Origin of the sequence: Streptomyces sp. NPDC048106 (assembly GCF_040706415.1) — a bacterium.
In the GTDB taxonomy this organism is placed as follows: Bacteria; Actinomycetota; Actinomycetes; order Streptomycetales; family Streptomycetaceae; genus Streptomyces.
The window spans coordinates 52596-75533 of record NZ_JBEZND010000014.1; the positions used below are offsets into that span (position 1 = coordinate 52596).

Genomic DNA, 22938 nt, shown 5'->3' on the forward strand with positions numbered 1-22938 from the left:
ATGGTTCAAAGCGTAACCGTCTTTCGTCCGGCGGCCTCGGGGTGACCACCACTATGCGCCACTACTAGACTCTTTCCGGAAAACCCCCCACACCGCATCACACCTTCGGGAATCGTCATTCAGCACCTCGCCGCCCGGCTGCGCGGGCTCCCGCCGTCCCTCGGACCGGTCCGGCTGATCGGCGTCGACGGGCACGCCGGCTCCGGGAAGTCCACCTTCGCCGGGCGGCTGGCCGCCGCGCTGGACGGGGCGCCGGTGCTCCATCTCGACGACATCGCCAGCCATGAGGAGTTGTTCGCCTGGACCGGCCGGCTGCTGGCACAGGTGATCGACCCACTGTCCCGGGGCGAGGCCGCCGCCTACCTCCCCTACGACTGGCACACCCGCGCGTTCGGCCCGGCGCGCCCGCTGCCGCCGGCGCCGGTGGTCCTCGTGGAGGGGGTCGGCGCGGGCCGTCGGGCGCTGCGGCCGTTTCTGGCCGAACTGCTGTGGATGGAGCTGCCCCGCGAGGAGTCCTGGGACCGCGGCCGGCGGCGGGACGGGGCGGCGCAGCGGGAGTTCTGGGACGGCTGGGTCGAGGCCGAGCGGGCGCACTTCGCCGACGACCCCACCCGCCCCCACGCCGGGCTCCTGGTGCGTCAGACGGCCAGGGGATACGAGGTGCTGCCGGGGCCCGCGCGACCCCAGGAATCAGGCCACGGTGTGACCCACAGTGATCCCCCCACCATCATGTGGTGAAAATGTGAAGACCCTTGTCGGCCAACTTCGCCAAGTGTGCCAACTCCGCTTGACCCGGCGGCCGTACAGGTCTTACGTTCTCAATGTGCGGTGATTCGAAGCCGCCCGAAGACGCGAAGCCCCCGGTTGTTCCCCCGTGATCGGGGGCTTCGTTCTGCCCGCGCACCGATTTCCGGGCCCCTTGCGCGCCGATCTCGTCACCCTCGGTCACGAAACACCCCCATCGCGTCCGCTCCCACCTCGCCAAACGGGCTGTGCGGCACCCTTCGGCGCGCGGCACCCACGCGGGTACGATGCCCTTGGTGCGACCTTCGGCGGCAGCCTCGCGCACCTGCAACTCCGGTCCGCGGCACGGCGGTTCGGCCGCGGCGGCCGCTGGGCGACCGTCCGGTGGTGAACCACGGGTGCACGGTCTGTGGGGGACGTGATGGACTTCGGCACGCAGGGCCCCGAGGCCCCGGCCGACCTCGCCTGGCTGCGCGGGGTCGACGCCTACACGATGGGCGCGTACCCGCAGGCCGAGGAGGAGTTCCGGGCCGCGGTACGGATGGACCCGGGTATGGCGGACGGCTGGCTCGGGCTGCACGCGCTCCGGGTCGACACCACCACCGCCCTGCTGCGGATGTTCCGCCACCGCGAGCGCTTCGGCGAACAGCGCGCCCGGCACCGCCGCGCGCTCAACTCCTGGTACTGGCTGGGCTGGTGGGTGCAGCCGGTGCTGGAGAGCCCGCGCGATCTGCTGCTGGCGCACGCCTCGCACTGGCTGGACGGCCGGCACGTGCCCGAGCTGGACCGGGCGCTGGCCGGGCTGCCCCCGGTCGACACCGACCCCCAGGTCCGCTTCCTGCACGCCTGCCGCGCCTATCTGGTCAAGGACTGGGAGCAGCTCGTACGGCACACCGATCCGCTGCTGGACGACCCGTTGCTCGGCATAGAGGCCGGGCTGTTCGGCGGCATGGCCCGGGTCCGCCTGGAGATGTACGGCCAGGCCGAACCGCTGCTGTCGGCGGCGCTGATGCGCTGCCGCAGCGAGCAGCCGCAGCGCAAGGAGCTGCGCTACTGGCTGGCGCGGGCGCACGAGGGCACCGGCCGCTCCGCCGCCGCGCTGCCCCTCTACCGGGCCGTGCACCGGGTGGACCCCGCCTTCATGGACACCTCGGCGCGGCTCGCGGCGATCGCCGAGGGGGACGGGTACGACGAGGCGGCCGACCTCGCCGCGATCACGCTGACCGGCGCGGGGCAGGACACGGTGGACGGGCCGGACGGGTTCGATCCGTTCTTCGGCACCGAGGGGCGGGATCTGCGGCTGCCGGAGCCGGACCTGCCGACCGGGCCGCTGCCGGCCGTCACCGACCCGGGGGTCCGTGACCGGGGCGGTGTTCCCGGCTCCCCCCTGCCCTCCGGGCCGACCGATCCCGCCTTACTGGAGCAGGCGCTCGCCGAGCTGGAGCGGATGGTGGGGCTCGAACCGGTCAAGCGTCAGGTGAAGGCGCTGTCCGCGCAGTTGAACATGGCGCGGCTGCGGGCCGGGCAGGGGCTGCCCGTGCAGCCGCCGAAGCGGCACTTCGTCTTCTCCGGGCCGTCCGGGACCGGCAAGACGACGGTGGCGCGCATCCTCGGGCGGGTCTTCTACGCCCTCGGGCTGCTCGGCGGGGACCACCTCGTCGAGGCGCAGCGGGCCGATCTCGTCGGCGAGTACCTCGGGCAGACCGCGGTGAAGGCCAACGAGCTGATCGACTCCGCGATCGGCGGGGTGCTGTTCGTGGACGAGGCGTACTCGCTCTCCAACTCCGGCTACGGGAAGGGGGACGCGTACGGGGACGAGGCGCTGCAAGTGCTGCTGAAGCGGGCCGAGGACAACCGGGACCACCTGGTGGTGATCCTCGCGGGGTATCCCGAGGGGATGGACCGGCTGCTCGCGGCGAACCCGGGGCTGTCGTCCCGCTTCACGACCCGGGTGGACTTCCCCTCGTACCGGCCCGGGGAACTCACCGAGATCGGGAAGGTGCTGGCCGCGGAGAACGGGGACCTGTGGGACGAGGAGGCGCTGGAGGAGCTGCGGTCGATCGCCGGGCACGTGGTCGATCAGGGGTGGATCGACGAACTGGGGAACGGGCGGTTCCTGCGGACGCTGTACGAGAAGAGCTGCGCGTACCGGGATCTGCGGTTGTCGGCGTATCCGGGGTCGTTGTCCCGGGAGGATCTGGCGACGTTGCGCCTCGCCGACCTGATGCAGGCGTACGGGGAGGTGCTGTCGGGGCGGGGGCCGCAGGATCCGTCGCCGGCATAGGACGGCGGCGCGTCCCCGGGGGCGCGGGGAACCGCGCGGCCGGCCCGCCACCGGGCCGCACCCGCACAGCTCCCCGCACCACCCTCCGGGCTACGGCCTACACCGCGAGCGCGCCCTCCGGCTCGCCGCTCGCCCTCGGCTCGGTGAGCTTCACGTCGCGGTGCGCGGGGTCGCGCACCTCGCCCACCAGCATCTCCAGGACGTCCTCCAGCGCCACCAGCCCCAGCACCTTCCCGGACGCGTCGGCCACCTGGGCCAGGTGCGTGGCGGCGCGGCGCATGACCGTGAGGGCGTCGTCCAGGGGAAGCTCGGCCCGCAGGGTCGTCATCGGGCGCCAGATGTTCTGCGGCACCGCCCGCTCGGAGTCCTCCAGGTCGAGGACGTCCTTGACGTGGACGTACCCCATGAAGGCGCCCTTGTCCGTCGCCGCGACCGGGAAGCGGGAGTATCCCGTGCGCGCGGTGAGCCGCACGATCTCCCCCGGTGTCACCGCGGGCGTCACCGTGACCAGGGACTCACGGCGCAGCAGGACGTCGGTGACCGGACGGGAGCCCAGTTCCAGGGCGTCCTCCAGGCGTTCCATCTCCTCGGGATCGAGCAGGCCCGCCTGTCCCGAGTCCTCCAGCAGCCGGTTGAGCTGCTCGCTGGTGACGACCGCCTCGACCTCGTCCTTGGGTTCCACGCGGAACAGCCGCAGGACGGCCTGGGCGACGGCGCCCAGGGACACCGTGATCGGCTTGCACACGCGGGCGAACCAGACCAGGCCGGGGCTGAGCCACAGCGCCGCCTTCTCGGGCGCCGCCATCGCGAGGTTCTTCGGCACCATCTCGCCGATGACCAGGTGGAAGAAGACCACCGCGGCCAGCGCGATGACGTAGCCCAGCGGATGGATCACGCCGTCCGGGAGGTGGACCGCCTCGAACACCGGTTCCAGCAGGTGCGCCACGGTCGGTTCGGCGACCGCGCCGAGCGTCAGGGAGCACACGGTGATCCCGAACTGCGCCGCGGCCATCATCTGCGGCAGCCGCTCCAGGCCGTACAGCACCTGCCGGGCCCGTGTGGTGCCGAGCGGTTCGATCTGGCTGCGGCGGACGGAGACGAGCGCGAACTCGGCGCCGACGAAGAAGCCGTTGGCGAGCACGAGCAGCGCCGCCAAGGCCAGTTGGAGCACGCTCATCGCACGGCCTCCGCGATGTTCGCCGCCGGGGCCGTCCTGACCAGGCGGACCCGTTCGGCCCGGTAGTGGCCGACCTGGCGGACCGCGAGCCGCCAGCCGGGCAGCTCGGCCCGGTCGCCGGGGGCCGGGATCCGGCCGAGCAGGTCGGCGACCAGCCCGGCGACGGTCTCGTACGGCCCCTCGGGCACGTCGAGGCCTATGCGCTGAAGGATGTCGACCCGGCAGCTCCCGGCCACGTCCCAGGCGGGCCTGCCGTCCTCGGGCGGGGCGGCGGCCAGCTCGGGCACGTCCTTGGCGTCGTGCTCGTCGCGGACCTCGCCGACCAGTTCCTCGACGATGTCCTCCAGGGTGACCACGCCGGCCGTGCCGCCGTACTCGTCCACCACGACCGCGATGGGCTGTTCGCTGCGCAGCCGGGCCAGCAGGGGCTGGACGGGCAGGGTCTCGGGGACCAGCAGCGCGGGGCGGGCGATGCGGCCGACCGGGGTGCGCAGCCGGTCGTGCGCCGGGACGGCGAGGGCGTCCTTGAGGTGGGCCATGCCGACGATCTCGTCGATCTTCTCCCGGTAGACGGGGAAGCGGGACAGTCCGGTGGCCCGGGTGAGGTTGACCACGTCCTCGGCGGTGGCCGAGTTCTGCAGCGCGCTGACCTTCACGCGCGGGGTCATGACGTGCTGGGCGGTCAGCTCGCCCAGCGAGAGGGTGCGCACGAACAGGTCGGCGGTGTCCTGCTCCAGGGCGCCGGCCTGTGCGGAGTGCCGGGCCAGGGAGACCAGTTCGCCGGGGGTGCGGGCCGAGGCCAGTTCGTGGGCGGGTTCGACGCCGAGGGCGCGGACCAGCCGGTTGGCGACGGTGTTGAGCGCGGCGATCACCGGCCGGAACAGCCGGGAGAAGTGGTGCTGGGGGCCCGCGACGAAGCGCGCGACCTGGAGCGGCCGGGAGACCGCCCAGTTCTTGGGCACCAGTTCGCCGATCACCATCTGGAGGGCGGAGGCCAGCAGCATGCCGACGAGCACGGCGGCGCCGGAGACGGCGCCGTCGGGAAGGCCGAGCGCGGCGAACGGGCCGCGTAGCAGCCGGCCCAGGGCCGGTTCGGCGAGCATGCCGACGACCAGGGAGGTGATGGTGATGCCGAGCTGGGTGCCGGAGAGCTGGAAGGAGAGTTCCTTCAGCGCCTCCACGACCGTACGAGCGCGCTTGTCGCCGTCGGCGGCGGCCTTCTCGGCCTCGGGGCGCTCGACCGTCACCAGACCGAACTCGGCCGCCACGAAGAATCCGTTGGCGAGAATCAGCAGGAAAGCGGCTGCGAGGAGCAGCAGAGGGGTGGTCACGATGCCGCCGCCTCCCCGGTATGCCGGGTGGGGGCGGCGCAGGTACTACAGGACGATCCGTCCATCGCCGGAGGGATTCACTCCTCGGGTCGCAGGAACCCCTGGCACCGGGCGGCGCACAGGGGCGGAGGCGCTGTCGGCGCGGCCTCCGCCCACCAGATTAATCAAGACCGGGCCGGGCGGGCAGGGTGGGCGACCCGGAGTCGGCCCGGAGTCGCCCCCGAGTCAGCCCTGATCTTTCTCCAGACGGGCGGCCGAGTGGGCCTCGGCGAGCGCCCGCAGCGCACCGGCGTCGGCGATCGCCCGCTGCCTGGCGATGCCCGGCTGGATGCCGAGCACGGGCAGGCTGGTGCCGTCGCTGAGGTTGAGGAACACCCAGGGATCGCCCGGACGGAGGTTCACCTGAAGGATCTCCGCCCAGTCGAGGCGCCGCTTGCTGGCGATGTTGACGACGGTGACGCCGGTGTCGTCCGCGACGACCTTGATCCGGGCGAGCTGGGCGAGCACCCAGAAGATCAGCGCCCCGGTGACCACGAAGCTCATCCGCTCCCCCGGGCCGAGGCCCTCCAGCAGCAGGGCGACCCCCGAGATGGTGAGGAAGATCGCCACGGCCGCGGTGAGCAGGATGGCCCGGGTGTGGCCTGGCCGGAAGGTGACGGGAAGGGTGGGCAGGTCGGACATCACGTACCCCTCAGAGGCGGCAGGCGTGGATGGCCGTGGTCAGGATGGCGCGGGCGCCGATGGCGTAGAGGTCGTCCATGATCCGCTGCGCCTCCTTGGCGGGGACCATGGCGCGGACCGCGACCCAGCCCTCGTTGTGCAGCGGGGAGACGGTCGGGGACTCCAGGCCGGGGGTGAGCGCGACTGCCTTCTCCAGCTGCTCGACCCGGCAGTCGTAGTCCATCATCACGTACGTCCGGGCGACCAGGACGCCCTGGAGGCGGCGCAGGAACTGCTGGACCTTGGGCTCGGCGGCCTCGTCCGTGTCCGCGCCGGTGCGGCGGATCACGATCGCCTCGGACTTCATGATCGGCTCGCCGAAGACCTCCAGGCCCGCGTTGCGCAGGCTGGTGCCGGTCTCCACGACGTCGGCGATGACCTCGGCGACGCCCAGCTCGATCGCGGTCTCCACGGCGCCGTCCAGGTGCACGACGGAGGCGTCGACGCCGCTGTCGGCGAGGTGCCGGGCGACGATGCCCTCGTACGAGGTGGCGACCGTACGGCCCTTCAGGTCCTCGACGCCGCTCGCCGTGCCCGGCTTGCCGGCGAAGCGGAAGGTGGAGCGGGCGAAGCCCAGCGGGAGGATCTCCTCGGCGTCCGCGCCGGAGTCGACCAGCAGGTCACGGCCGGTGATACCGATGTCGAGGCGGCCCGAGGAGACGTAGATCGCGATGTCGCGGGGGCGGAGGTAGAAGAACTCGACCTCGTTGCCGGGGTCGACGATCCGCAGTTCCTTGGACTCGCGGCGCTGCTGGTAGCCGGCCTCATGCAGCATGTCCGCCGCAGGGCCGGACAGGGAACCCTTGTTGGGGACGGCGATGCGCAGCATGAGGACGGCTTCCTTTGCGTGAAGGGGTTGGTGCGGTGATCCGCGGCTCGGCGCGGGGAGGGGCGGTCAGAGGTGGGCGTAGACGTCGTCCAGGGAGATCCCGCGGGCGACCATCATCACCTGGACGTGGTACAGCAGCTGGGAGATCTCCTCGGCTGCCGCCTCCTTGCCCTCGTACTCGGCGGCCATCCAGACCTCGGCGGCCTCTTCGACGACCTTCTTGCCGATGGCATGGACACCCTTGCCGACCAGTTCGGCGGTGCGGGAGGTGGCGGGATCGCCGTGGGCGGCCTTGTGCTGGAGCTCGGTGAAGAGCTCCTCGAACGTCTTCTTGGACATGGTGGTCCTTACCCTACGCGCTCCGGCCGGCGCCTCAGTGCCAGGGTTCGGATACCGAACGCAGCGTCGCGGCCGTGGAGACCGCCGCGGTCACCGCCTCGTGGCCCTTGTCCTCGCTGGAGCCCTCGATGCCGGCCCGGTCCAGGGCCTGCTCCTCGGTGTCGCAGGTGAGCACGCCGAAGCCGACGGGGACGCCGGTCTCCACGGAGACCTGGGTGAGGCCCTGGGTGACGCCCTGGCACACGTACTCGAAGTGGGGGGTGCCGCCGCGGATGACGACGCCGAGGGCGACGACCGCGTCGTAGCCGCGCGCGGCGAGCACCTTGGCGGCCACCGGGAGCTCGAAGCTGCCCGGGACCCGGATCAGGGTCGGCTCGTCGATGCCCAGTTCGCCGAGGGCGCGCAGGGCGCCGTTCACCAGACCGTCCATCACCTTCTCGTGCCACTGCGCCGCGATGACCGCGACCCTGAGGTCGCCGACGTTGCTCACGGACAGTTCCGGTGCGCCCTTGCCGCTCACGTCTCTCCTAAGTGCCTTGCTGGGTTGCTGACTTGCTGGGTTACGGGGTTACTGGTTCGGGCAGGTGGCCGCGGCGGCCGGGGCGGGGCCCGGCACGACGGGGGTGGCCGGGGTGTCCAGCCAGGGCAGGTCGTGGCCCATGCGGTCCCGCTTGGTGCGCAGATAGCGCAGGTTGTGCTCGCCCGCCTGGACGGGCATCGGCTCCCGCCCGACGACCCGCAGGCCGTGGCGCTCCAACGCCTCCGCCTTGTCGGGGTTGTTGGTCATCAGCCGGACGCTGCGCACGCCGAGGTCGGCGAGGATCTGGGCGCCGGCGCCGTAGTCGCGGGCGTCGGCGGGCAGGCCGAGTTCCAGGTTGGCGTCGAGGGTGTCGCGGCCCTGCTCCTGGAGTTCGTAGGCGCGCAGCTTGGACAGCAGGCCGATGCCGCGTCCCTCGTGTCCGCGCAGGTAGACCACGATGCCGCGGCCCTCCTCCTGGATGCGGGCCAGGGAGTTGTCCAGCTGGGGACCGCAGTCGCAGCGCAGGGATCCGAACACGTCGCCGGTGAGGCACTCGGAGTGGACGCGGACCAGGACGTCCTCGCCGGTGCCGATCTCGCCGTGGACGAGGGCGACGTGTTCGACGCCGTCGAGGGTGGAGCGGTAGCCGTGGGCGGTGAAGGTGCCGTGCCGGGTGGGCAGCCGGGTCTCGGCCTCGTGGCGGACGGTGGGCTCGGTGCCGCGGCGGTGGGCGATCAGGTCCTCGATGGAGATGATCGTCAGGCCGTGCTTGCGGGCGAAGGGGATCAGCTCGGGCAGCCGGAGCATCCGGCCGTCCTCGCCGGCGATCTCCACGATGGCACCGGCCGGGCGCAGCCCCGCGAGCCGGGCGAGGTCGACGGCGGCCTCGGTGTGGCCGTTGCGTTCCAGGACGCCGCCGGACCGGGCGCGCAGCGGGAAGACGTGGCCGGGGCGGACGAAGTCGGCGGGCTCGGCGGTGCCGCTGGCGAGGAGCTGGAGCGTGGTGGCGCGGTCGGCGGCCGAGATGCCGGTGGTCACGCCGTGCGCGCCGGAGGCGTCCACGGAGACGGTGAAGGCGGTCTTCATCGACTCGGTGTTGTCCTCGACCATCTGCGGCAGCCGCAGCCGGTCGAGTTCGGCGGCCTCCATCGGGGCGCAGACCAGGCCCCGGCACTCGCTCATCATGAAGGCGACGATCTCGGGGGTCACCTTCTCGGCGGCGATGACGAGGTCGCCCTCGTTCTCCCGGTCCTCGTCGTCGACGACGATCACGGGGCGGCCCGCGGCGATGTCGGCGATGGCCTGGGCGACGGGGTCGAGCGTGAACTCCTCGATACCGTCGCCCTCGTAGGAGCCGGAGTAGGGGTCGTAGAGCGGGGTGACCGAGGTCATGCCGGTGCTCCTTCCAGGACGGGCCGGGGGGTCTTGCGCGAGCGCAGCCACCAGTCGCGCATGCCCCACAGGACGAGCGCGCCGTAGATGACGTAGACGAAGCCGGAGAAGGCGTAGCCGTTGGCGAAGTTGAGGGGGACGCCGACGAGGTCGACGAGCAGCCAGGCGAACCAGAACTCGACCATGCCCTTGGCCTGGGCGTACATCGCGACGACGGTGCCGACGAAGATGTAGGCGTCCGGCCAGGGGTCCCAGGACAGTTCCGGGAACGCGGTGAACAGCAGCGCGACGGCGACGGTGCCGACGGCGGCGGCGCCGAGGAGGGCGGCCCGCTCGCGCCAGGTGGCGAACCGGGGGGAGATGTGGCCGTCGCCGGCCTGGCCCCGGCCGCGGTTCCACTGCCAGAAGCCGTAGAGGGCGACCACCATGACGACGGCCTGCTTGCCGGCGCTGCCGGTGAGGTGGCCGTAGAAGGCGGCGAAGAGGACGAGGCCGGAGACGAACTGCACCGGCCAGCTCCACAGCGAGCGGCGCCAGCCGAGGGCGAGGGCGATCAGGCCGAAGAGGTTGCCGATCATGTCGGACCACAGGATGTGCTGTCCGAACAGGGTGAACGCCTCGGTGTTGAGCGAGTTCACTGACCGGCCCCCTGACCCGCGGCGAGCAGCCGCTCCACGTACTTGGCGATGACGTCCACCTCAAGGTTGACCGGGTCGCCGGGCTGCTTCACGCCGAGCGTGGTCAGGGCGAGGGTGGTGGGGATGAGGCTGACGGTGAAGTGGTCGGGGCCCGCGTCCACGACCGTGAGGCTGATGCCGTCGACGGTGATGGAGCCCTTCTCGACCACGTAGCGGGCGAGGTCCGCGGGGAGCGAGATCTTCACGATCTCCCAGTGGTCGGAGACCGTGCGCCCCAGCACTTCGCCGGTGCCGTCGACATGGCCCTGCACGATGTGTCCGCCAAGGCGGGCGCCGACGGCGGTGGGGCGTTCGAGGTTGACCCGGGAGCCGACGCCGAGCGCGCCCAGGCTGGAGCGCTTCAGGGTCTCGGCCATGACGTCGGCGGTGAACTCGTCACCCTCGTGGTCGACGACGGTGAGACAGACGCCGTTCACGGCGATGGAGTCGCCGTGCCGGGCGCCCTCGGTGACGACGGGGCCGCGGAGCCGGAAGCGGGATGCGTCGCCGAGGTTCTCGACGGCGGTCACTTCGCCCAGCTCTTCGACGATTCCGGTGAACACTTCCCGGGTCCTCCTGCCTCATGGGGCACGGACTCCGGGGCCTGTCGATGACGACAGAATCTACGGATGAACACACGATCGGGACGTCGCCGGAAAGGACCCGCCCACAGGTGGACGAGCCCAGAAACGGCGGCGCGCACACGGAACGCATGCCCGCCCGCCGCGCACTGCCTCCCATCCGGACTTTAACCGTCGGTCCAGGAATTTCACCTGGTCAACCGGTCGCTGGAGGCGACCGGGTCGCGGACTGTAACCGCCGGTTCGGACTTTCACCGACCCCGGAGTGCGCTGCTTCTGGTACAGAGCCAGTGTGCCACGCCGGACGGCCGCACCGACAGGGGGTTCGTGTGGGTTCGCTCACACTCCGTGCCGCCGGTCTTGCACGGTGCGGGACCCCTGCCCAACTCCCCTTTTCGCGGCGCGCGTTGACCCGTCCTCCCCCATTGACCTTAATGGTCTAGTCCTTTTAGGGTGCGGGCGGGCCCGGCGGCGGTGACGACGGCCCTTGCCCGCCGCCGGGCCGCCAGGGCCCGGAAGCACGGGCGATGTCACATTTCCGGGCGGCCGCCCGGTCTCAATCCGGTGAGGGCGTCCCGGCAGGGGGCGTCCCGGTCCGGAAGGGACGGAAACAGCATGAGCACGATCCTGGTCACCGGCGGCACGGGCACCCTCGGCCGGCATGTCACCGAGCGGCTGCGAACGGACGGGCACGGGGTACGGGTGCTCAGCAGGCACGCCCGGCCGTACGGCGTCGACCTGCGCGCGGGCGGGCCGGACCTGGACGCGGCGCTCGCGGGGGTGCCGACGGTGGTGCACTGCGCGAGCAGCCCCCGGGGCGGCGACGAGGAGGCGGCCGAGCACTTGATCGAGGCGGCGCGGCGGGCGGGGGTGGAGCATCTGGTGTACGTCTCCATCGTCGGGGTGGACCGGGTGCCGTACGGCTACTACCGGACCAAGTACGCGGTGGAGCAGCGGATCGAACGCTCCGGACTCGGGTTCACGATCCTGCGCGCGACCCAGTTCCACGACCTGCTGGTGACGCTCTTCGAGGCCCTCGCCAAGTCACCGGTGCTGCCGCTGCCGGCGCGGGTGTCCGACCAGCCGGTCGAGGTCACCGAAGTCGCCGCGCGCCTGGCCGGGTTGGCCCTCGCCGCCCCGGCCGGCCGGGTTCCCGACATGGGCGGCCCCGAGATCCGCTCCCTCGACTCCCTGGCCCGCGCCTACCTCCGCGCCACGGGCCGCCGCCGCGCGGTGACCAACCTCCCCCTCTTCGGCTCGACGTACCGCGCCTTCCGCACGGGCGGCCATCTGGCCCCGGAACTGGCGACGGGCAAGGGAACGTTCGAGGAGCACCTGGCGAGGCGGTTCGGGCGGGAGTAGGTGCCGAGGCGGGCCACCGGACGCGTGGCCCGAGCCCTGCCGACCGGCGGAGCGGACCTCCGGTACGCGGGCACGCAGGGGCTCCCGGCGGGGGAACGGCGGTCCCGGGCGGCTACGACGGGACGGGTAACCGGAGCGGGTTGGCCGACAGGGTGTCCTGGGCCCGGCCGGAAAGCGGCGGTCGGCCGCCGCTCGGGCGAACGGCAGCCCCGGACGACTACGACGGGACCGGCGAGCGGAGCGGGTTGACCCACAGGGTGTCCTGGGCCCGGTCGCGGGCCGTCAGCAGGGCGCCCCGCAGCACGGCCGAGCCGCCGAGTCCGCCGGCGCGGACCTCGGTGGGCAGGGGCGACATCCGGCGCAGGCGCTCCGCCACGAGCCCGGCGAGGACGTCGCCCCCGGCGCGGCCGATCTCACCGCCGAGGACCACGCAGCCGGGGTCCAGGACGGCGACGACGGAGGCGACGCCGATGGCGATCCGCTCGGCGAGGGCGACGAGGAAGCGCTCGCCGGCATCGGCTCCCGCCGCCGCGGCGGCCGTTCCCCCGGCCGTTTCCCCCGCCGGGACGGGGCCCGGTCCCGGCGGCCCGTCCGCCGCCTGGGTTCCCTCCCTCGGCGCTGGAGCCTTGCCCCACACCGGCTCGCCTCCGGCGCGCCCCTCCTCCGGGCCCGGCGCGCCGTCCGCGCCCCGGGCCCGCGCAGACTCGTCCGCCGCCGGAGTTCCCTCCCCCGCGGATTCCTCTCCCGCCCCACCCGCCGGCGCCCCTCGCTCGGCCGGTCCCGCCGCCGTCCCGGCGGTTTCCCCGGCGGTTTCCCCCACCAGGGCGGGCCGCCGCCCCGCCGCCGGAGTTCCCTCCCCCGTCGCCGGGTCCTTCGCCCACGTCGGCTCTCCTCCGGCCCGCCTCTCCCCCGGTCCCGCCACGCCATCCGCTCCCCGGCCCCCGGCAGACTCATCCGCCGCCTTCAGGCCCCCAGCAGATCCGTCCCTCGTCTCCCGGCCCCAGAGAGCAGGCCTGGCCCCGTCCCCCGAAGACATCCGCGCCACCGCGTCCCGGACGACGTCCGCCGCGCCCGGTCCGTCCGCGGTCGCCGGGGTCGGCAGGCCGTGCTGCGCGGCCAGGGAGACGACCGAGGCCGCGCCCGCCAGGGCGTGGAAGCCGCCGGCGCAGTCCGTCGCGGAGGGGAGGGTGGCCGTGCCCGGGACCGGGAGGAAGCCGATCTCGCCGGTGCCGCCGGAGGCGCCGCGGCGGAGGGTGCCGTCGAGGACGACCGCGGCGCCGGTGCCGTGCCCGAGCCAGAGCAGGACGAAGGTGTCGCGGTCGCGGGCGGCGCCCTCGCGTTGTTCGGCGAGGGCGGCGAGGTTGGTCTCGTTCTCCACGGTGACGCGCGCGCCGGGCAGCCCTTCCTGGAGGGCCGCGGCGAGGCTGCGGTGCCAGGCGGGCAGACCCGCGGAGTCGCGCAGGTCGCCGATGGCCGGGTCGATGAGGCCCGGCGCGCCGATGCCGACGGTGTGCAGCCCGTCCACCCCGGCCCGGGCGAGGGCCCCCCGCACCGCCGCCACCACGCGCCGTACCGCCGGCCCGGTTCCGGTGTCGCCCTCGATCGGCACGGACGCCTCCGCGAGCACCCGCCCCGCCAGATCGGCGACCAGCACGACGACCCCCTCGGTGCGCACGTCGAGCGCCGCCAGATGGGCGCGGTCGGCGGCGATGCCGTAGAGCCGGGCGTTCGGCCCCCGGCGGTCCGCGCCGGACTCCCCCACGACGGTGATCAGTCCGGCGGCGCCGAGCCGTTCCACGAGGTCGGCGACCGTCGGCCGGGAAAGCCCCGTCAGTTGCTTCAACTGCCCTGCTGTCAACGGACCTTGCTCCTGGAGGAGGCCCAGGGCCAACCGGTCGTTGATGGCCCGGGCGGTGCTCGGTGATGCGGCCATGGCGGGGATCCTTCCACATCGGCGGGCCTGCCCTTGCGGCACAGGGGGCCCTATCTATCAGGCAGGGTCCCTGATAGTTTACGTCGCACGAACTTCCGGGGAGGAGCGCAGACATGGGTGACATGAGCGAGGTGCGGCGCGCGCGGTACGCCGTCGCGGCCGTGTTCGCCGTCCACGGCGCCGTGACGGGCTCCTTCGCGACCCGTGTGCCGTGGGTCCAGGACCACGCCTCGCTCGGCGCGGGCCGGCTGGGCTTCGCGCTGGCCTTCACCGCGTTCGGCGCCTCGTGCGCGATGCCGCTCGCGGGCCGCATCAGCCACCGTTTCGGCAGCCGCAACGCCCTGCGCGGGCTGATCGCCCTGTGGACCCTCTCCCTGGTCCTGCCCGCCCTCGCGCCGAACCTGCCCGCCCTGTGCCTGGCGATGTTCGTCTACGGCGCGTGCGCGGGCATGGCGGACGTGGCCATGAACGCGCTCGGCGTCGAGGTCGAGCGGCGGCTCGGCAGGTCGGTGATGTCGGGCCTGCACGGGATGTGGAGCGCGGGCGCCCTGACCGGCTCGGCGGCCGGCACCCTCGCCGCCCACCTCGGCGCGGACGCGCGCGTCCACTTCCTGCTGGCCTCGGCCGTCCTGACCGTGCTCGGCGTGCTCGCCTGCGCCTGGGTGCTGGACATCCAGCCCGCCGAGGACGAGGAGCCGCCGCCCCGGTTCGCGCTGCCGCCCCGCTCCGCGCTGCTGATCGGCATGGTCGGCTTCTGCGCGGTGTTCGCGGAGGGCGCGAGCATGGACTGGTCGGCGGTGTTCCTGCGGGACCGGCTGGACAGCTCGGCCGGCCTGGCGGCGGCGTCGACCACCGGCTTCATGCTGACGATGGCCGTGGCCCGGATCGCCGGGGACGCGCTGGTGAACCGGTTCGGCGCGGTGCGCACGGTCCGGGCCGGCGGGGTGCTGGCGGTCCTCGGCGGTCTGCTGGTCGTCCTCGCCGGGCATCCCGCGGTGGCGATGGGCGGCTTCGCCCTGATGGGGCTCGGCATCGCGATCGTCGTACCGCTGTGCTTCGCCGCCGCCGGGCACGCCGGGCCCAACCCCAGTCAGGCCATCGCGGGCGTGGCGACCATCACCTACACCTCGGGGCTGATCGCGCCCAGCCTGATCGGCGGGGTGGCGCAGGCGACCAGCCTGGTGGTCTCGTTCGGCGTGGTGACGGCGCTCGCGTGCGGGCTCGCGCTGTGCGCGGGCGTGCTGCGCTCCGCCGAGCGCGGGGTGGCGCGGGAGGTCAGTCCTCGGGCCGCAGCAGTTCCCGGGCCACGGACCTGAAGCCGTCGCTCCACGGCGCCGGGCGCAGGGTCGCCGCGTCGAGCCGGACCAGCACCCGGGTGCCCCGGGCGTAGGTCTGGCTCCCGTCGGCCGAGCAGAAGCGGAAACCGTAGGTCAGCCCGGTGGTGCCGAGCCGGTCCAGCCACAGGTGGACGGCGTAGCGGCCGGGGCTGGTGACCGGTGCCTCGTAGCCGATGCGCAGTTCGCGAACGGCGTTGCAGGCGTCGCCGGCCGCCGCCCAGTCGCCGTCGAAGCGGACGCCGTGCTCGTGCCACAGCTCGGTCCAGGCGCGCTCCACCAGCAGCGGGTAGCGGGCGTTGTGCAGCAGTCCGAGCGCGTCGAGGTCGTCGAAGTGGACGGTGACCGGGATCAGCCGGCCGTAGGAGACGGCGGGGGCGGACGGGGCTTCGACGGTCAACGCGGGACTCCTGAACGAGGCGGTGGGGGGTGGCCCTCCGGGGGCCGATCGTCCATACTAAGCGACCGCTCAGCACTCCCCCCGGGACACCCCCGCGCGGACGTGTGCGCGGACCGCGCCGCCGACCAGCGACAATGGTGCGGATAATCCCCCGTCCACCCGGCCCCCACGGCTGCCCGGACGCACCACGGAAACAGAAAGCGAAACCCCACCATGGACCTCGGCGTGCGCTGGAAACTGCACGGTGATGGGCGCACGCCCGCGCCCGGAGCGGTGGTACGGCCCGACGAACGGCTGTCCTGGCCCCGGACGGTGGGCCTCGGCGCCCAGCACGTCGTCGCCATGTTCGGCGCCTCCTTCGTGGCGCCGGTACTGATGGGCCTGGACCCCAACCTGGCGATCATGATGTCCGGCGTCGCCACGGTGATCTTCCTGCTCGCCACCCGCGGCCGGGTGCCCAGCTACCTCGGCTGCTCACTGTCGTTCGTGGGCGTGGCCGCCGTCATCCGCGCGCAGGGCGGCACGAGCGCCACGGTGACCGGCGCGACCCTCGCCGTCGGCGTCGTGCTGTTCCTGGTGGGCCTCGCGGTGCAGCGGTTCGGGGCGCGGATCATCCACGCGGCCATGCCCCCCATCGTGACCGGCGCGGTCGTGATGCTGATCGGCTTCAACCTGGCCCCGGTGACCGCCTCCACCTACTGGCCGCAGGACCAGTGGACGGCGCTGCTCGTGATGCTGTTCACCGGGCTCGCGGTCGTCTGCCTGCGCGGCTTCTGGTCCCGGATCGCCATCTTCCTCGGCCTGATCTTCGGCTACGGCATCTCCTGGGTCCTCGACCGGGTCTTCGGCAAGATCCACTCCGTGGACGGCAGCGGCAAGCTGACCGACCACTGGCGCCTGGACCTGTCGGGCGTGTCCAAGGCCGACTGGATCGGCCTGCCGCACTTCCACGGCCCGTCCTTCCAGTGGTCGGCGATCCTGGTCGCGCTGCCGGTCGTCATCGCGCTGGTCGCGGAGAACGCCGGCCACGTCAAGGCCGTCGGCGAGATGACCGGCGACCCGCTGGACGACGAGCTGGGCACGGCGATCTCGGCCGACGGCGTCGCCTCCGTGCTGTCGACCGCGGTGGGCGGCCCGCCGAACACCACCTACTCCGAGAACATCGGCGTGATGGCCGCGACCCGCGTCTACTCCACCGCCGCGTACTGGGCGGCCGCCTGTTTCGCCCTGCTGTTCGGTCTGTGCCCGAAGTTCGGCGCGGTCGTGGCCGCCATTCCGGGCGGTGTCCTCGGCGGCATCACCGTGATCCTCTACGGCATGATCGGCCTGCTCGGCGCGCAGATCTGGCTCAACGCCAAGGTGGACCTGCGCAACCCGCTGAACCTGGTGCCGGCCGCCGCGGGCATCATCATCGGCGTGGGCAACGTGAGCATGAAGTTCACCAGCAACTTCTCCCTCAGCGGCATCGCCCTCGGCACCCTGGTCGTCATCACCGGCTACCACGCGCTGCGCGCCTTCGCCCCGGCCCACCTCAAGCAGCAGACGCCGCTGCTGGACGAGGGCACCTCCAGCTACGACCCGGAGTCCCCGGAGTCCCCGACCGCCAAGTAGGAACAACCCGTTCCCCCGTTCCGGCGACGCGCCGGGCCGGTCGGCACCTCGGCCGGTCCCGGGCTGCGACCCTTCCCCCATGTCGCAGTCGTCCGCCGTCATCGGCCCCGCCGACACCGTCGGCACCGTCGTCGCCCGGATGCGGGCCCTGGCCGCCGTCCTGCCCGAGCGGGACGGCGTCGCCGTCTTCAACCGCGTCTACCTCGCCGTCACCGAGGAGATCGACCGGCGCCTGGGCGCCGGGGAGTTCCCCGATCCCCGGGCGGCCGCGGCGCTGGACGTGCGGTTCGCCGAGCGCTATCTCAGCGCGGTCGGCGCCGCCGAGGCGGACCTCGGACCGCCCGCCTGCTGGCGGCCGTTGTTCCAGTTGCGCCACCATCCCCACGTCACGCCGCTCCAGTTCGCGCTCGCCGGCGTCAACGCGCACATCGGACACGACCTCGCCCTCGCCGTGGTGGACGCCTGCCGCACCCTGGGCTGCGAACCCGCCGAGCTGGAGGACGAGTTCGACCATGTCGGCGAGATCCTCACGGCACTCGAGGAACGGGTCCGCGAGGATCTGATGCCGGGCCCCGATCTGCTCCAGCTCGCCGACCCGCTCACCCATCTGCTGGGCGCCTGGAGCCTGGAGCGGGCCCGGGACGCGGCCTGGGCGGCGGCGCGGTCCCTGTGGGCGCTGCGCCACTGCCCGGACATCGCCGGGGAGTTCACCGAACGGCTGGACGCGGCAGTGGGGTTCGCGGGCAGGATGCTGCTGACGCCACTCGCGCGCTGAGAGAACCCGATCGCAAAGGAGCGACGGCATGGCGACCCGGCTCGGTCTCGGTCTTCCCCAGATGCGGCAGTTCTCGATCGGCGAGGACGTCCCGGAGGTGGCACGCGCCGCCGAGAGAATCGGCTACGACAGCCTGTGGGTCTTCGAACGGGCCCTGTTCCCGGAGCCCGCTTCCCAGGGGCTGTACGACATCGACGGCCTGCCCTGGCCCGACCAGTACCGGTCCGTGGCGGAGCCGCTGGTCACCCTCACCCTGGCCGCGGCGGCCACCGAGCGCGCGGAACTGGGCACCAGCGTGCTGGTGGCGCCGCTGCACCTGCCGTTCCAGCTGGCCAAGGCGCTGGCCTCGCTCGACGCGGCGAGCGGCGGCCGGGTGCTGGCGGGGCTCGGCACCGGCTGGTCGCTGGACGAGTACGCGGCCTCGGGCGTACGGCCCTTCGAGGAGCGCGGCGCGGTGCTGGACGAGATCATCGACGTGTGCCGCGCGGTGTGGGGACCGGACCCGGTCGCCCACGACGGCCCCCTGACGACGATCGCCCCGGCCGTGGTCGGGCCCAAACCGGCGCGGCCGATCCCGATCCTGCTGGCCGCGGGCAACCCGCGGGCCTGGCGGCGGCTGGTGGACCGGGCCGACGGCTGGCTGCCGGTGGCCGTCGGCGGCGAGCGGGTCGCCGCCCAGTGGCGGCGGCTGCGGGAACTGGCCGAGGAGCGGGGCCGTACCGAGCCGATCCGCAGGGTGCTGCGGGTGAACGCGGTCCGCCTGCCCAAGGCGTACGAGGGCGCAGGACGCCGGCCGTTCCAGGGCAGCGCCGAGCAGATCGTCGAGGACCTGGTGGAGTACGCGGAGGCCGGTCTGGAGGAGATCCTCCTCGACCTCCAGGGCACCGCGCGGGACGCGGCGGAGCTGACGGACGTCGCCGCCGAGGTGTTCGAGAAGGCGCGGGCGGCCGGGGTCTGACCGGCCTCCCGGTCCCGCTGTCCCGGTCAGTCCTCCGGCAGCTCCACCGGCGCGATCTCGTCGTAGACGTCACCCGGGCCGGGGTTGGTCGCGTCGGTCTCGCCGCCGAAGTGGTGCATGACGCCCCAGACCGCGTTCAGCGCGGTCTGGACGGCGCCCTCGGCCCAGCCGGCCGTCCAGGAGATGTCGTCCCCGGCGAGGAAGATGCCCCGCTTGTCGGCGGGCAGCCGGTCCTGCATGAAGTGCGTGAACAGGCGCCGCTGGTAGCGGTAGTGGCCGGGCAGGTTGGCCTTGAACGCGCCCATGAAGTAGGGCTCGTTCTCCCAGGAGACGGTCACCGGGTTGCCGATGATGTGCTTCCTGATGTCGACGTTCGGGTAGATCTCGCCGAGCGAGTTCAGCATGACCTCCATCCGCTCGTTCGCGGACAGCGGCAGCCACTTCAGGCTGTCGTCGCACCAGGTGTACGACAGACAGATCACGGCGGGCTTGTCCGGACCGTCGTCCAGCAGATAGGTCCCGCGGGTCATGCGGTCGGTGAGCGTCATCGACATGACGTCCCGCCCCGTCGGGTTCCCCCGGTCGTCGACGGCCTCGTCCAGCCAGAACGACCGGTCGACGGGCACGAAGAGCTTGCTGGACTCCATGTAGTGGGTGCGCTCGATCGCGGTCCAGTGGTCGATCGGGAAGAGCGAGTCGTCGCAGGCGATCTTGGACAGCAGCATCCAGGACTGGGCGGTGAAGATCGCCGCCTGGTAGGTGCGGATGTCGCCGTCGGAGTCGGTCACGGTGATCCGGTTGCCCGCGGTGCGGTGCAGCCGGGTCACCGCCGGGCGCGGCTCGCCGTCCATGTGCAGGGAGCTCAGCGAGGTGCCGTACGGCCAGTGGACGATCTTCGCCGGCTCGCGCTCCCACAGGCGCAGCGGCAGTTGCTGGGAGCCGCCGACGATGCCGCGGTGGTGGTCGTCGGCCTCGGTGTAGACGACGCGCAGGATCTCCAGGATGGAGTTGGGGAAGTCGGTGTCCCAGCCGCCGGTGCCGAAGCCGACCTGGCCGAAGATCTCGCGGTGCCGGAAGGACTTGAAGGCCTCGGAGTCGCACAGGAAGCCGTAGAAGGTCTGGTTGTCGAGCTTCTCGACCAGCTTCGCCCAGATCTCGCGGATGCGCGGCACGTCCCGCTCGCGCATGGCGCGGTTCATGTCGGAGAAGTCGGCGCCCTCTTCGAGGCACTTGTTCCAGGCGGCGGCGACGTCCCGGTAGACCTGGGGCAGGTCGTCGATGGTGACGGCGTAGTGGGACTCGCCCTTGAGGTCCACGACGGTCGACGGGGTCGCCTCGGCCAGCGGGTTGGGGAAGGGCCTGGTGGCGAGGCCGACCAGGTCGATGTAGTGCTGGAGGGCGGTGGAGGACGGCGGGAAGCGCATCGCTCCCAGTTCGCAGGCGAGCGCCTCGTCGCAGCCCTCGAAGCCGACGGTGCGCAGCCGGCCGCCGAGCTGGTCGGCCTCGTAGACGACGGGCTTGAGGCCCATCTTCATCAGCTCGTAGGCGGCGACGATGCCCGACAGGCCGCCGCCGATGACGGCGACCTCGGTGCCGTGCTCGGTCGCGGGGATCTGGCCGAGGCCCGCCGGGTGGGCGAGGTAGTCGTCGTACGCGTAGGGGAAGTCCGGGCCGAACATGGTGATCGGCGGCTGCTGCCCGTCGGTGTGCTCGACGGCGTTGGGCACCGTGGACGTCATGGGGTACGGACTCCTTGCGCGGAAGAACTGAGGAAGAGCGGGAGAACGGAGAAAGAGGGGACGCGAGTCGGGGGAGCGTCAGACCAACGAGCCGTACAGGCCCGGTCGACGGTCCCTCAGGTAGGGGTTGGCCTCGCGGGAGGCGGCCAGGAAGGCGGGGTCGGCGTCGGCGAACACCAGTTGCCCGGCGCGGCCCGCACGGGCGCGGGCGACGCCGTCGGGTCCGGCGAGGACGGAGAGGCCGACGAACTCGAACTCGCCTTCCCGGCCGACCCTGTTGACGTACGCGACGTACATCTGGTTCTCGAAGGCGCGCACCGGGATCATCGACTCGGCGACGAACTGGTACGGGTGCATCTGCGCGGTCGGGACCAGCAGCAGGTCGGTGCCGGCCAGGGCGTGGGCGCGGACGTTCTCCGGGAACTCGACGTCGTAGCAGATCAGCAGGCCGACGGTGAGGCCGTTCACCTCGGCCTGGACGAGCTGCCGCTCGCCCGGGGTGAAGTGGTCGCGCTCGAAGGGGCCGAAGAGGTGGGTCTTGCGGTAGTTCGCGAGCCGGGTGCCGTCGGCGGAGATCAGCTGGGCGGAGTTGTGGACCGTGTCGCCGTCGCGCTCGGGGTAGCCGTAGGCGATCGCGAGGCCGTGCCGGGTGGCGATGGCGGCGATCGCGGCGGCCGAGGCGCCGTCGGCGGGCTCGGCGAGGCGGCCGACGGCGTCGCCGATCGCGTAGCCGGTGAGGAACATCTCGGGTGCGGTCAGCAGCACGGCGCCCGCGGCGGCGGCCCGGCCCGCGGCCTCGTCCAGAACCGTGAGGTTCTCGGCGACGGAGCCGGGGTGGCCGGAGCTCTGGAGCAGGGCGGTGCGCATGCGTCTACCTCACCGGTCACACAGGGGTTGGGGGTCAGATAGACGGTACGGTCGGCGCGCTCGGCCGGACAAGGAGCAGCCGTTGCGCGCCGGTGCGCGGTTCGTTGCGTGCGCGGGCGGCCGGGCGGCGATTCGTTGCGCGCCCTCGGTGAGTGCCCGCTCGGGGGTGCTGTGCGGGCGCCCCCGTGCGTGCGTGGGCCCGCGTTACTTGCCGGTGCCGACCGGGTCGACGTAGATGCTGGAGCCGCTGCTGCTGCCGTCGGTGACGGGGATGTTGATGCCGGCGTTCAGGGTCGTGGAGTGGGTCTCGTTCGGCGGGGTGACGACGAGCTGGGTGAAGGTCACGCCGGAGCCGCCGGAGTTGTTCGGCGGGTAGTGCAGGGTGAAGCGGGACTCGGCGCCCGGCTGGAGGGTGACCGTGGGCACGGCGAGCTTGCTGCGGCCGGCGCTGACCGTGCCGTCCTTGCCCTTCAGGTCGACGCCCGGGAAGCCGTGCAGGAAGCAGTTGGCCGTGCCGGTGTTCTTCAGGTGCACGATCAGCTCGCCCTCGGCCATGGCGCCGGAGGCGCTGAAGGCCAGGTGGGCGGTGGTGCAGGCGGCGCCGGACGCGCGGCCGCGGCCCGAGGGGGCGGGGACGGCGCTCGGCTTGCCGCCGTCCTGACCGGTGGAGCCGGTGGAGCCCGTGGCGCCGGTGGAGCCGTCGGAGCCCTGGGAGGAGGAGCCGCCCTGGGTGCCGGAGGCGTCCGAGGCGGCGGCGCTCGGCGAGGAGGAGTCGCTGCCGCCGGAGGAGTTGTCGTCGCTGCTCCCGCAGGCGGTGAGCGACAGGCCCGCGGCGATGGCGACGGCGAGCAGCGAGATCTTCTGGACGCGCATGATTCCCCTTAAGAGGTACGGCTGACGTGCTGTTCTCTGAGACAGCCGGGCTGTGCCGGGGGTTCCGGTCAAGACCGGAACCCTACCTGGCTGTTACAAAGACTAGATGTCGCGCAGCCGCTCCATGATCTCGCGCAGCAGCCCGGGGTCGGCGGCCGGACCGCCGGCCGGGGCGCGGCGGGGGGCGTCGATGCGGACGAGGCCCGCCTCGGCCAGGTCGCCGAGCAGCACCCGCACCACGGTCAGCGGCAGGTTGGCGTCCGCGGCCAGCTCGGCGACCGGGCGCGCCCCGCGCCGGACCAGTTCGAGCAGGGCGGCGCTCGCGTGGTCGACGCCGGTCCCCGCCGCGTCCGCCGTCTCCAGTGCGGTGACCCGGGACATGAGATCGATGGAATGCCGGTCCGAGGGGCGGGTACGGCCCCGGGTCACCGTGTAGGGCCGCACCATCGACCCGGTCTCGTCCTCGTACCAGTGCTCGTCGCTCACGGCGGG

The 22938-nt window shown here is 72.8% G+C and carries 22 protein-coding genes and 1 riboswitch; of the genes, 7 read left to right on the forward strand and 15 right to left on the reverse strand.

Features of this window, described 5'->3' with window-relative positions:
• The first annotated feature begins 117 nt into the window (after positions 1-117).
• Both AB0927_RS16810 and AB0927_RS16815 read left to right on the forward strand, forming a co-directional pair.
• On the forward strand, positions 118-738 hold the full coding sequence (locus AB0927_RS16810) for a hypothetical protein (RefSeq protein ID WP_366668434.1): 621 nt from the start codon (positions 118-120) through the stop codon (positions 736-738).
• Between the two features lie 427 nt (positions 739-1165).
• The gene (locus AB0927_RS16815) at positions 1166-3028 is read left to right on the forward strand and encodes an AAA family ATPase (RefSeq protein WP_366668435.1); all 1863 of its coding nucleotides are present in this window, start codon (positions 1166-1168) and stop codon (positions 3026-3028) included.
• A gap of 97 nt (positions 3029-3125) precedes the next feature.
• On the opposite strand, the gene AB0927_RS16820 is transcribed toward AB0927_RS16815, so the two are convergent.
• From AB0927_RS16820 to AB0927_RS16860, 9 genes are all read right to left on the reverse strand, one after another.
• The gene (locus AB0927_RS16820) at positions 3126-4205 is read right to left on the reverse strand and encodes a hemolysin family protein (RefSeq protein ID WP_366668344.1); all 1080 of its coding nucleotides are present in this window, start codon (positions 4203-4205) and stop codon (positions 3126-3128) included.
• On the reverse strand, positions 4202-5536 hold the full coding sequence (locus AB0927_RS16825; RefSeq protein WP_366668345.1) for a hemolysin family protein: 1335 nt from the start codon (positions 5534-5536) through the stop codon (positions 4202-4204). Before AB0927_RS16825 ends, AB0927_RS16820 begins: the two co-directional genes overlap by 4 nt.
• 225 nt (positions 5537-5761) lie before the next feature.
• The gene (locus AB0927_RS16830; RefSeq protein WP_366668346.1) at positions 5762-6217 is read right to left on the reverse strand and encodes a PH domain-containing protein; all 456 of its coding nucleotides are present in this window, start codon (positions 6215-6217) and stop codon (positions 5762-5764) included.
• Positions 6218-6227: 10 nt separating this feature from the next.
• Positions 6228-7085, reverse strand: coding sequence for an ATP phosphoribosyltransferase (hisG, locus tag AB0927_RS16835; RefSeq protein WP_366668347.1), 858 nt, complete (start codon positions 7083-7085; stop codon positions 6228-6230).
• Between the two features lie 66 nt (positions 7086-7151).
• Positions 7152-7424 (reverse strand): phosphoribosyl-ATP diphosphatase, encoded by a 273-nt coding sequence (locus AB0927_RS16840; RefSeq protein ID WP_007491392.1) that lies wholly within the window; start codon positions 7422-7424, stop codon positions 7152-7154.
• 34 nt (positions 7425-7458) lie between these two features.
• Positions 7459-7944: a 6,7-dimethyl-8-ribityllumazine synthase gene (gene ribH / locus AB0927_RS16845; RefSeq protein WP_366668348.1), complete on the reverse strand. Its 486-nt coding sequence runs from the start codon at positions 7942-7944 to the stop codon at positions 7459-7461.
• A gap of 48 nt (positions 7945-7992) precedes the next feature.
• On the reverse strand, positions 7993-9336 hold the full coding sequence (locus tag AB0927_RS16850; RefSeq protein WP_366668349.1) for a bifunctional 3,4-dihydroxy-2-butanone-4-phosphate synthase/GTP cyclohydrolase II: 1344 nt from the start codon (positions 9334-9336) through the stop codon (positions 7993-7995).
• Positions 9333-9974 (reverse strand): nicotinamide mononucleotide transporter family protein, encoded by a 642-nt coding sequence (locus AB0927_RS16855; RefSeq protein WP_366668350.1) that lies wholly within the window; start codon positions 9972-9974, stop codon positions 9333-9335. The genes AB0927_RS16850 and AB0927_RS16855 overlap by 4 nt, the downstream gene beginning before the upstream one ends.
• Positions 9971-10576, reverse strand: a complete 606-nt coding sequence (locus AB0927_RS16860; RefSeq protein ID WP_366668351.1) for a riboflavin synthase — start codon at positions 10574-10576, stop codon at positions 9971-9973. Before AB0927_RS16860 ends, AB0927_RS16855 begins: the two co-directional genes overlap by 4 nt.
• A gap of 160 nt (positions 10577-10736) precedes the next feature.
• Positions 10737-10867: riboswitch (FMN riboswitch) on the reverse strand.
• Positions 10868-11209: 342 nt separating this feature from the next.
• Here AB0927_RS16860 and AB0927_RS16865 point away from each other — a divergent pair.
• Positions 11210-11956 carry an NAD(P)H-binding protein gene (locus tag AB0927_RS16865; protein ID WP_366668352.1) on the forward strand — a complete coding sequence of 249 codons (747 nt, stop codon included), beginning with the start codon at positions 11210-11212 and terminating at the stop codon, positions 11954-11956.
• A gap of 217 nt (positions 11957-12173) precedes the next feature.
• On the opposite strand, the gene AB0927_RS16870 is transcribed toward AB0927_RS16865, so the two are convergent.
• Positions 12174-13889, reverse strand: a complete 1716-nt coding sequence (locus AB0927_RS16870; protein ID WP_366668353.1) for an ROK family protein — start codon at positions 13887-13889, stop codon at positions 12174-12176.
• A gap of 113 nt (positions 13890-14002) precedes the next feature.
• On the opposite strand from AB0927_RS16870, the gene AB0927_RS16875 reads away from it, so the two are divergent.
• Positions 14003-15205 carry an MFS transporter gene (locus tag AB0927_RS16875; RefSeq protein ID WP_366668354.1) on the forward strand — a complete coding sequence of 401 codons (1203 nt, stop codon included), beginning with the start codon at positions 14003-14005 and terminating at the stop codon, positions 15203-15205.
• Here AB0927_RS16875 and AB0927_RS16880 read toward each other — a convergent pair.
• On the reverse strand, positions 15165-15623 hold the full coding sequence (locus AB0927_RS16880; protein WP_366668355.1) for an acyl-CoA thioesterase: 459 nt from the start codon (positions 15621-15623) through the stop codon (positions 15165-15167). The genes AB0927_RS16875 and AB0927_RS16880 overlap by 41 nt on opposite strands.
• Before the next feature lie 213 nt (positions 15624-15836).
• On the opposite strand from AB0927_RS16880, the gene AB0927_RS16885 reads away from it, so the two are divergent.
• The 3 genes from AB0927_RS16885 (at position 15837) to AB0927_RS16895 (ending at position 18967) form a co-directional block, all read left to right on the forward strand.
• Positions 15837-17234 carry a solute carrier family 23 protein gene (locus tag AB0927_RS16885; RefSeq protein ID WP_366668356.1) on the forward strand — a complete coding sequence of 466 codons (1398 nt, stop codon included), beginning with the start codon at positions 15837-15839 and terminating at the stop codon, positions 17232-17234.
• 79 nt (positions 17235-17313) lie between these two features.
• Positions 17314-18009, forward strand: coding sequence for a DUF5995 family protein (locus AB0927_RS16890; RefSeq protein ID WP_366668357.1), 696 nt, complete (start codon positions 17314-17316; stop codon positions 18007-18009).
• Positions 18010-18037: 28 nt separating this feature from the next.
• Positions 18038-18967 (forward strand): LLM class F420-dependent oxidoreductase, encoded by a 930-nt coding sequence (locus AB0927_RS16895; protein ID WP_366668358.1) that lies wholly within the window; start codon positions 18038-18040, stop codon positions 18965-18967.
• A gap of 26 nt (positions 18968-18993) precedes the next feature.
• Here the strand turns inward: AB0927_RS16895 and AB0927_RS16900 are convergent, their stop codons facing one another.
• From AB0927_RS16900 to AB0927_RS16915, 4 genes are all read right to left on the reverse strand, one after another.
• Positions 18994-20706, reverse strand: coding sequence for an FAD-dependent oxidoreductase (locus AB0927_RS16900; RefSeq protein ID WP_366668359.1), 1713 nt, complete (start codon positions 20704-20706; stop codon positions 18994-18996).
• 78 nt (positions 20707-20784) lie between these two features.
• The gene (locus AB0927_RS16905) at positions 20785-21573 is read right to left on the reverse strand and encodes a carbon-nitrogen hydrolase family protein (RefSeq protein WP_366668360.1); all 789 of its coding nucleotides are present in this window, start codon (positions 21571-21573) and stop codon (positions 20785-20787) included.
• A 204-nt stretch (positions 21574-21777) separates the two neighbouring features.
• Positions 21778-22446, reverse strand: a complete 669-nt coding sequence (locus AB0927_RS16910; RefSeq protein ID WP_366668361.1) for a DUF4232 domain-containing protein — start codon at positions 22444-22446, stop codon at positions 21778-21780.
• A gap of 102 nt (positions 22447-22548) precedes the next feature.
• On the reverse strand, positions 22549-22932 hold the full coding sequence (locus AB0927_RS16915; RefSeq protein ID WP_366668362.1) for a DUF742 domain-containing protein: 384 nt from the start codon (positions 22930-22932) through the stop codon (positions 22549-22551).
• Positions 22933-22938: the final 6 nt, after the last annotated feature.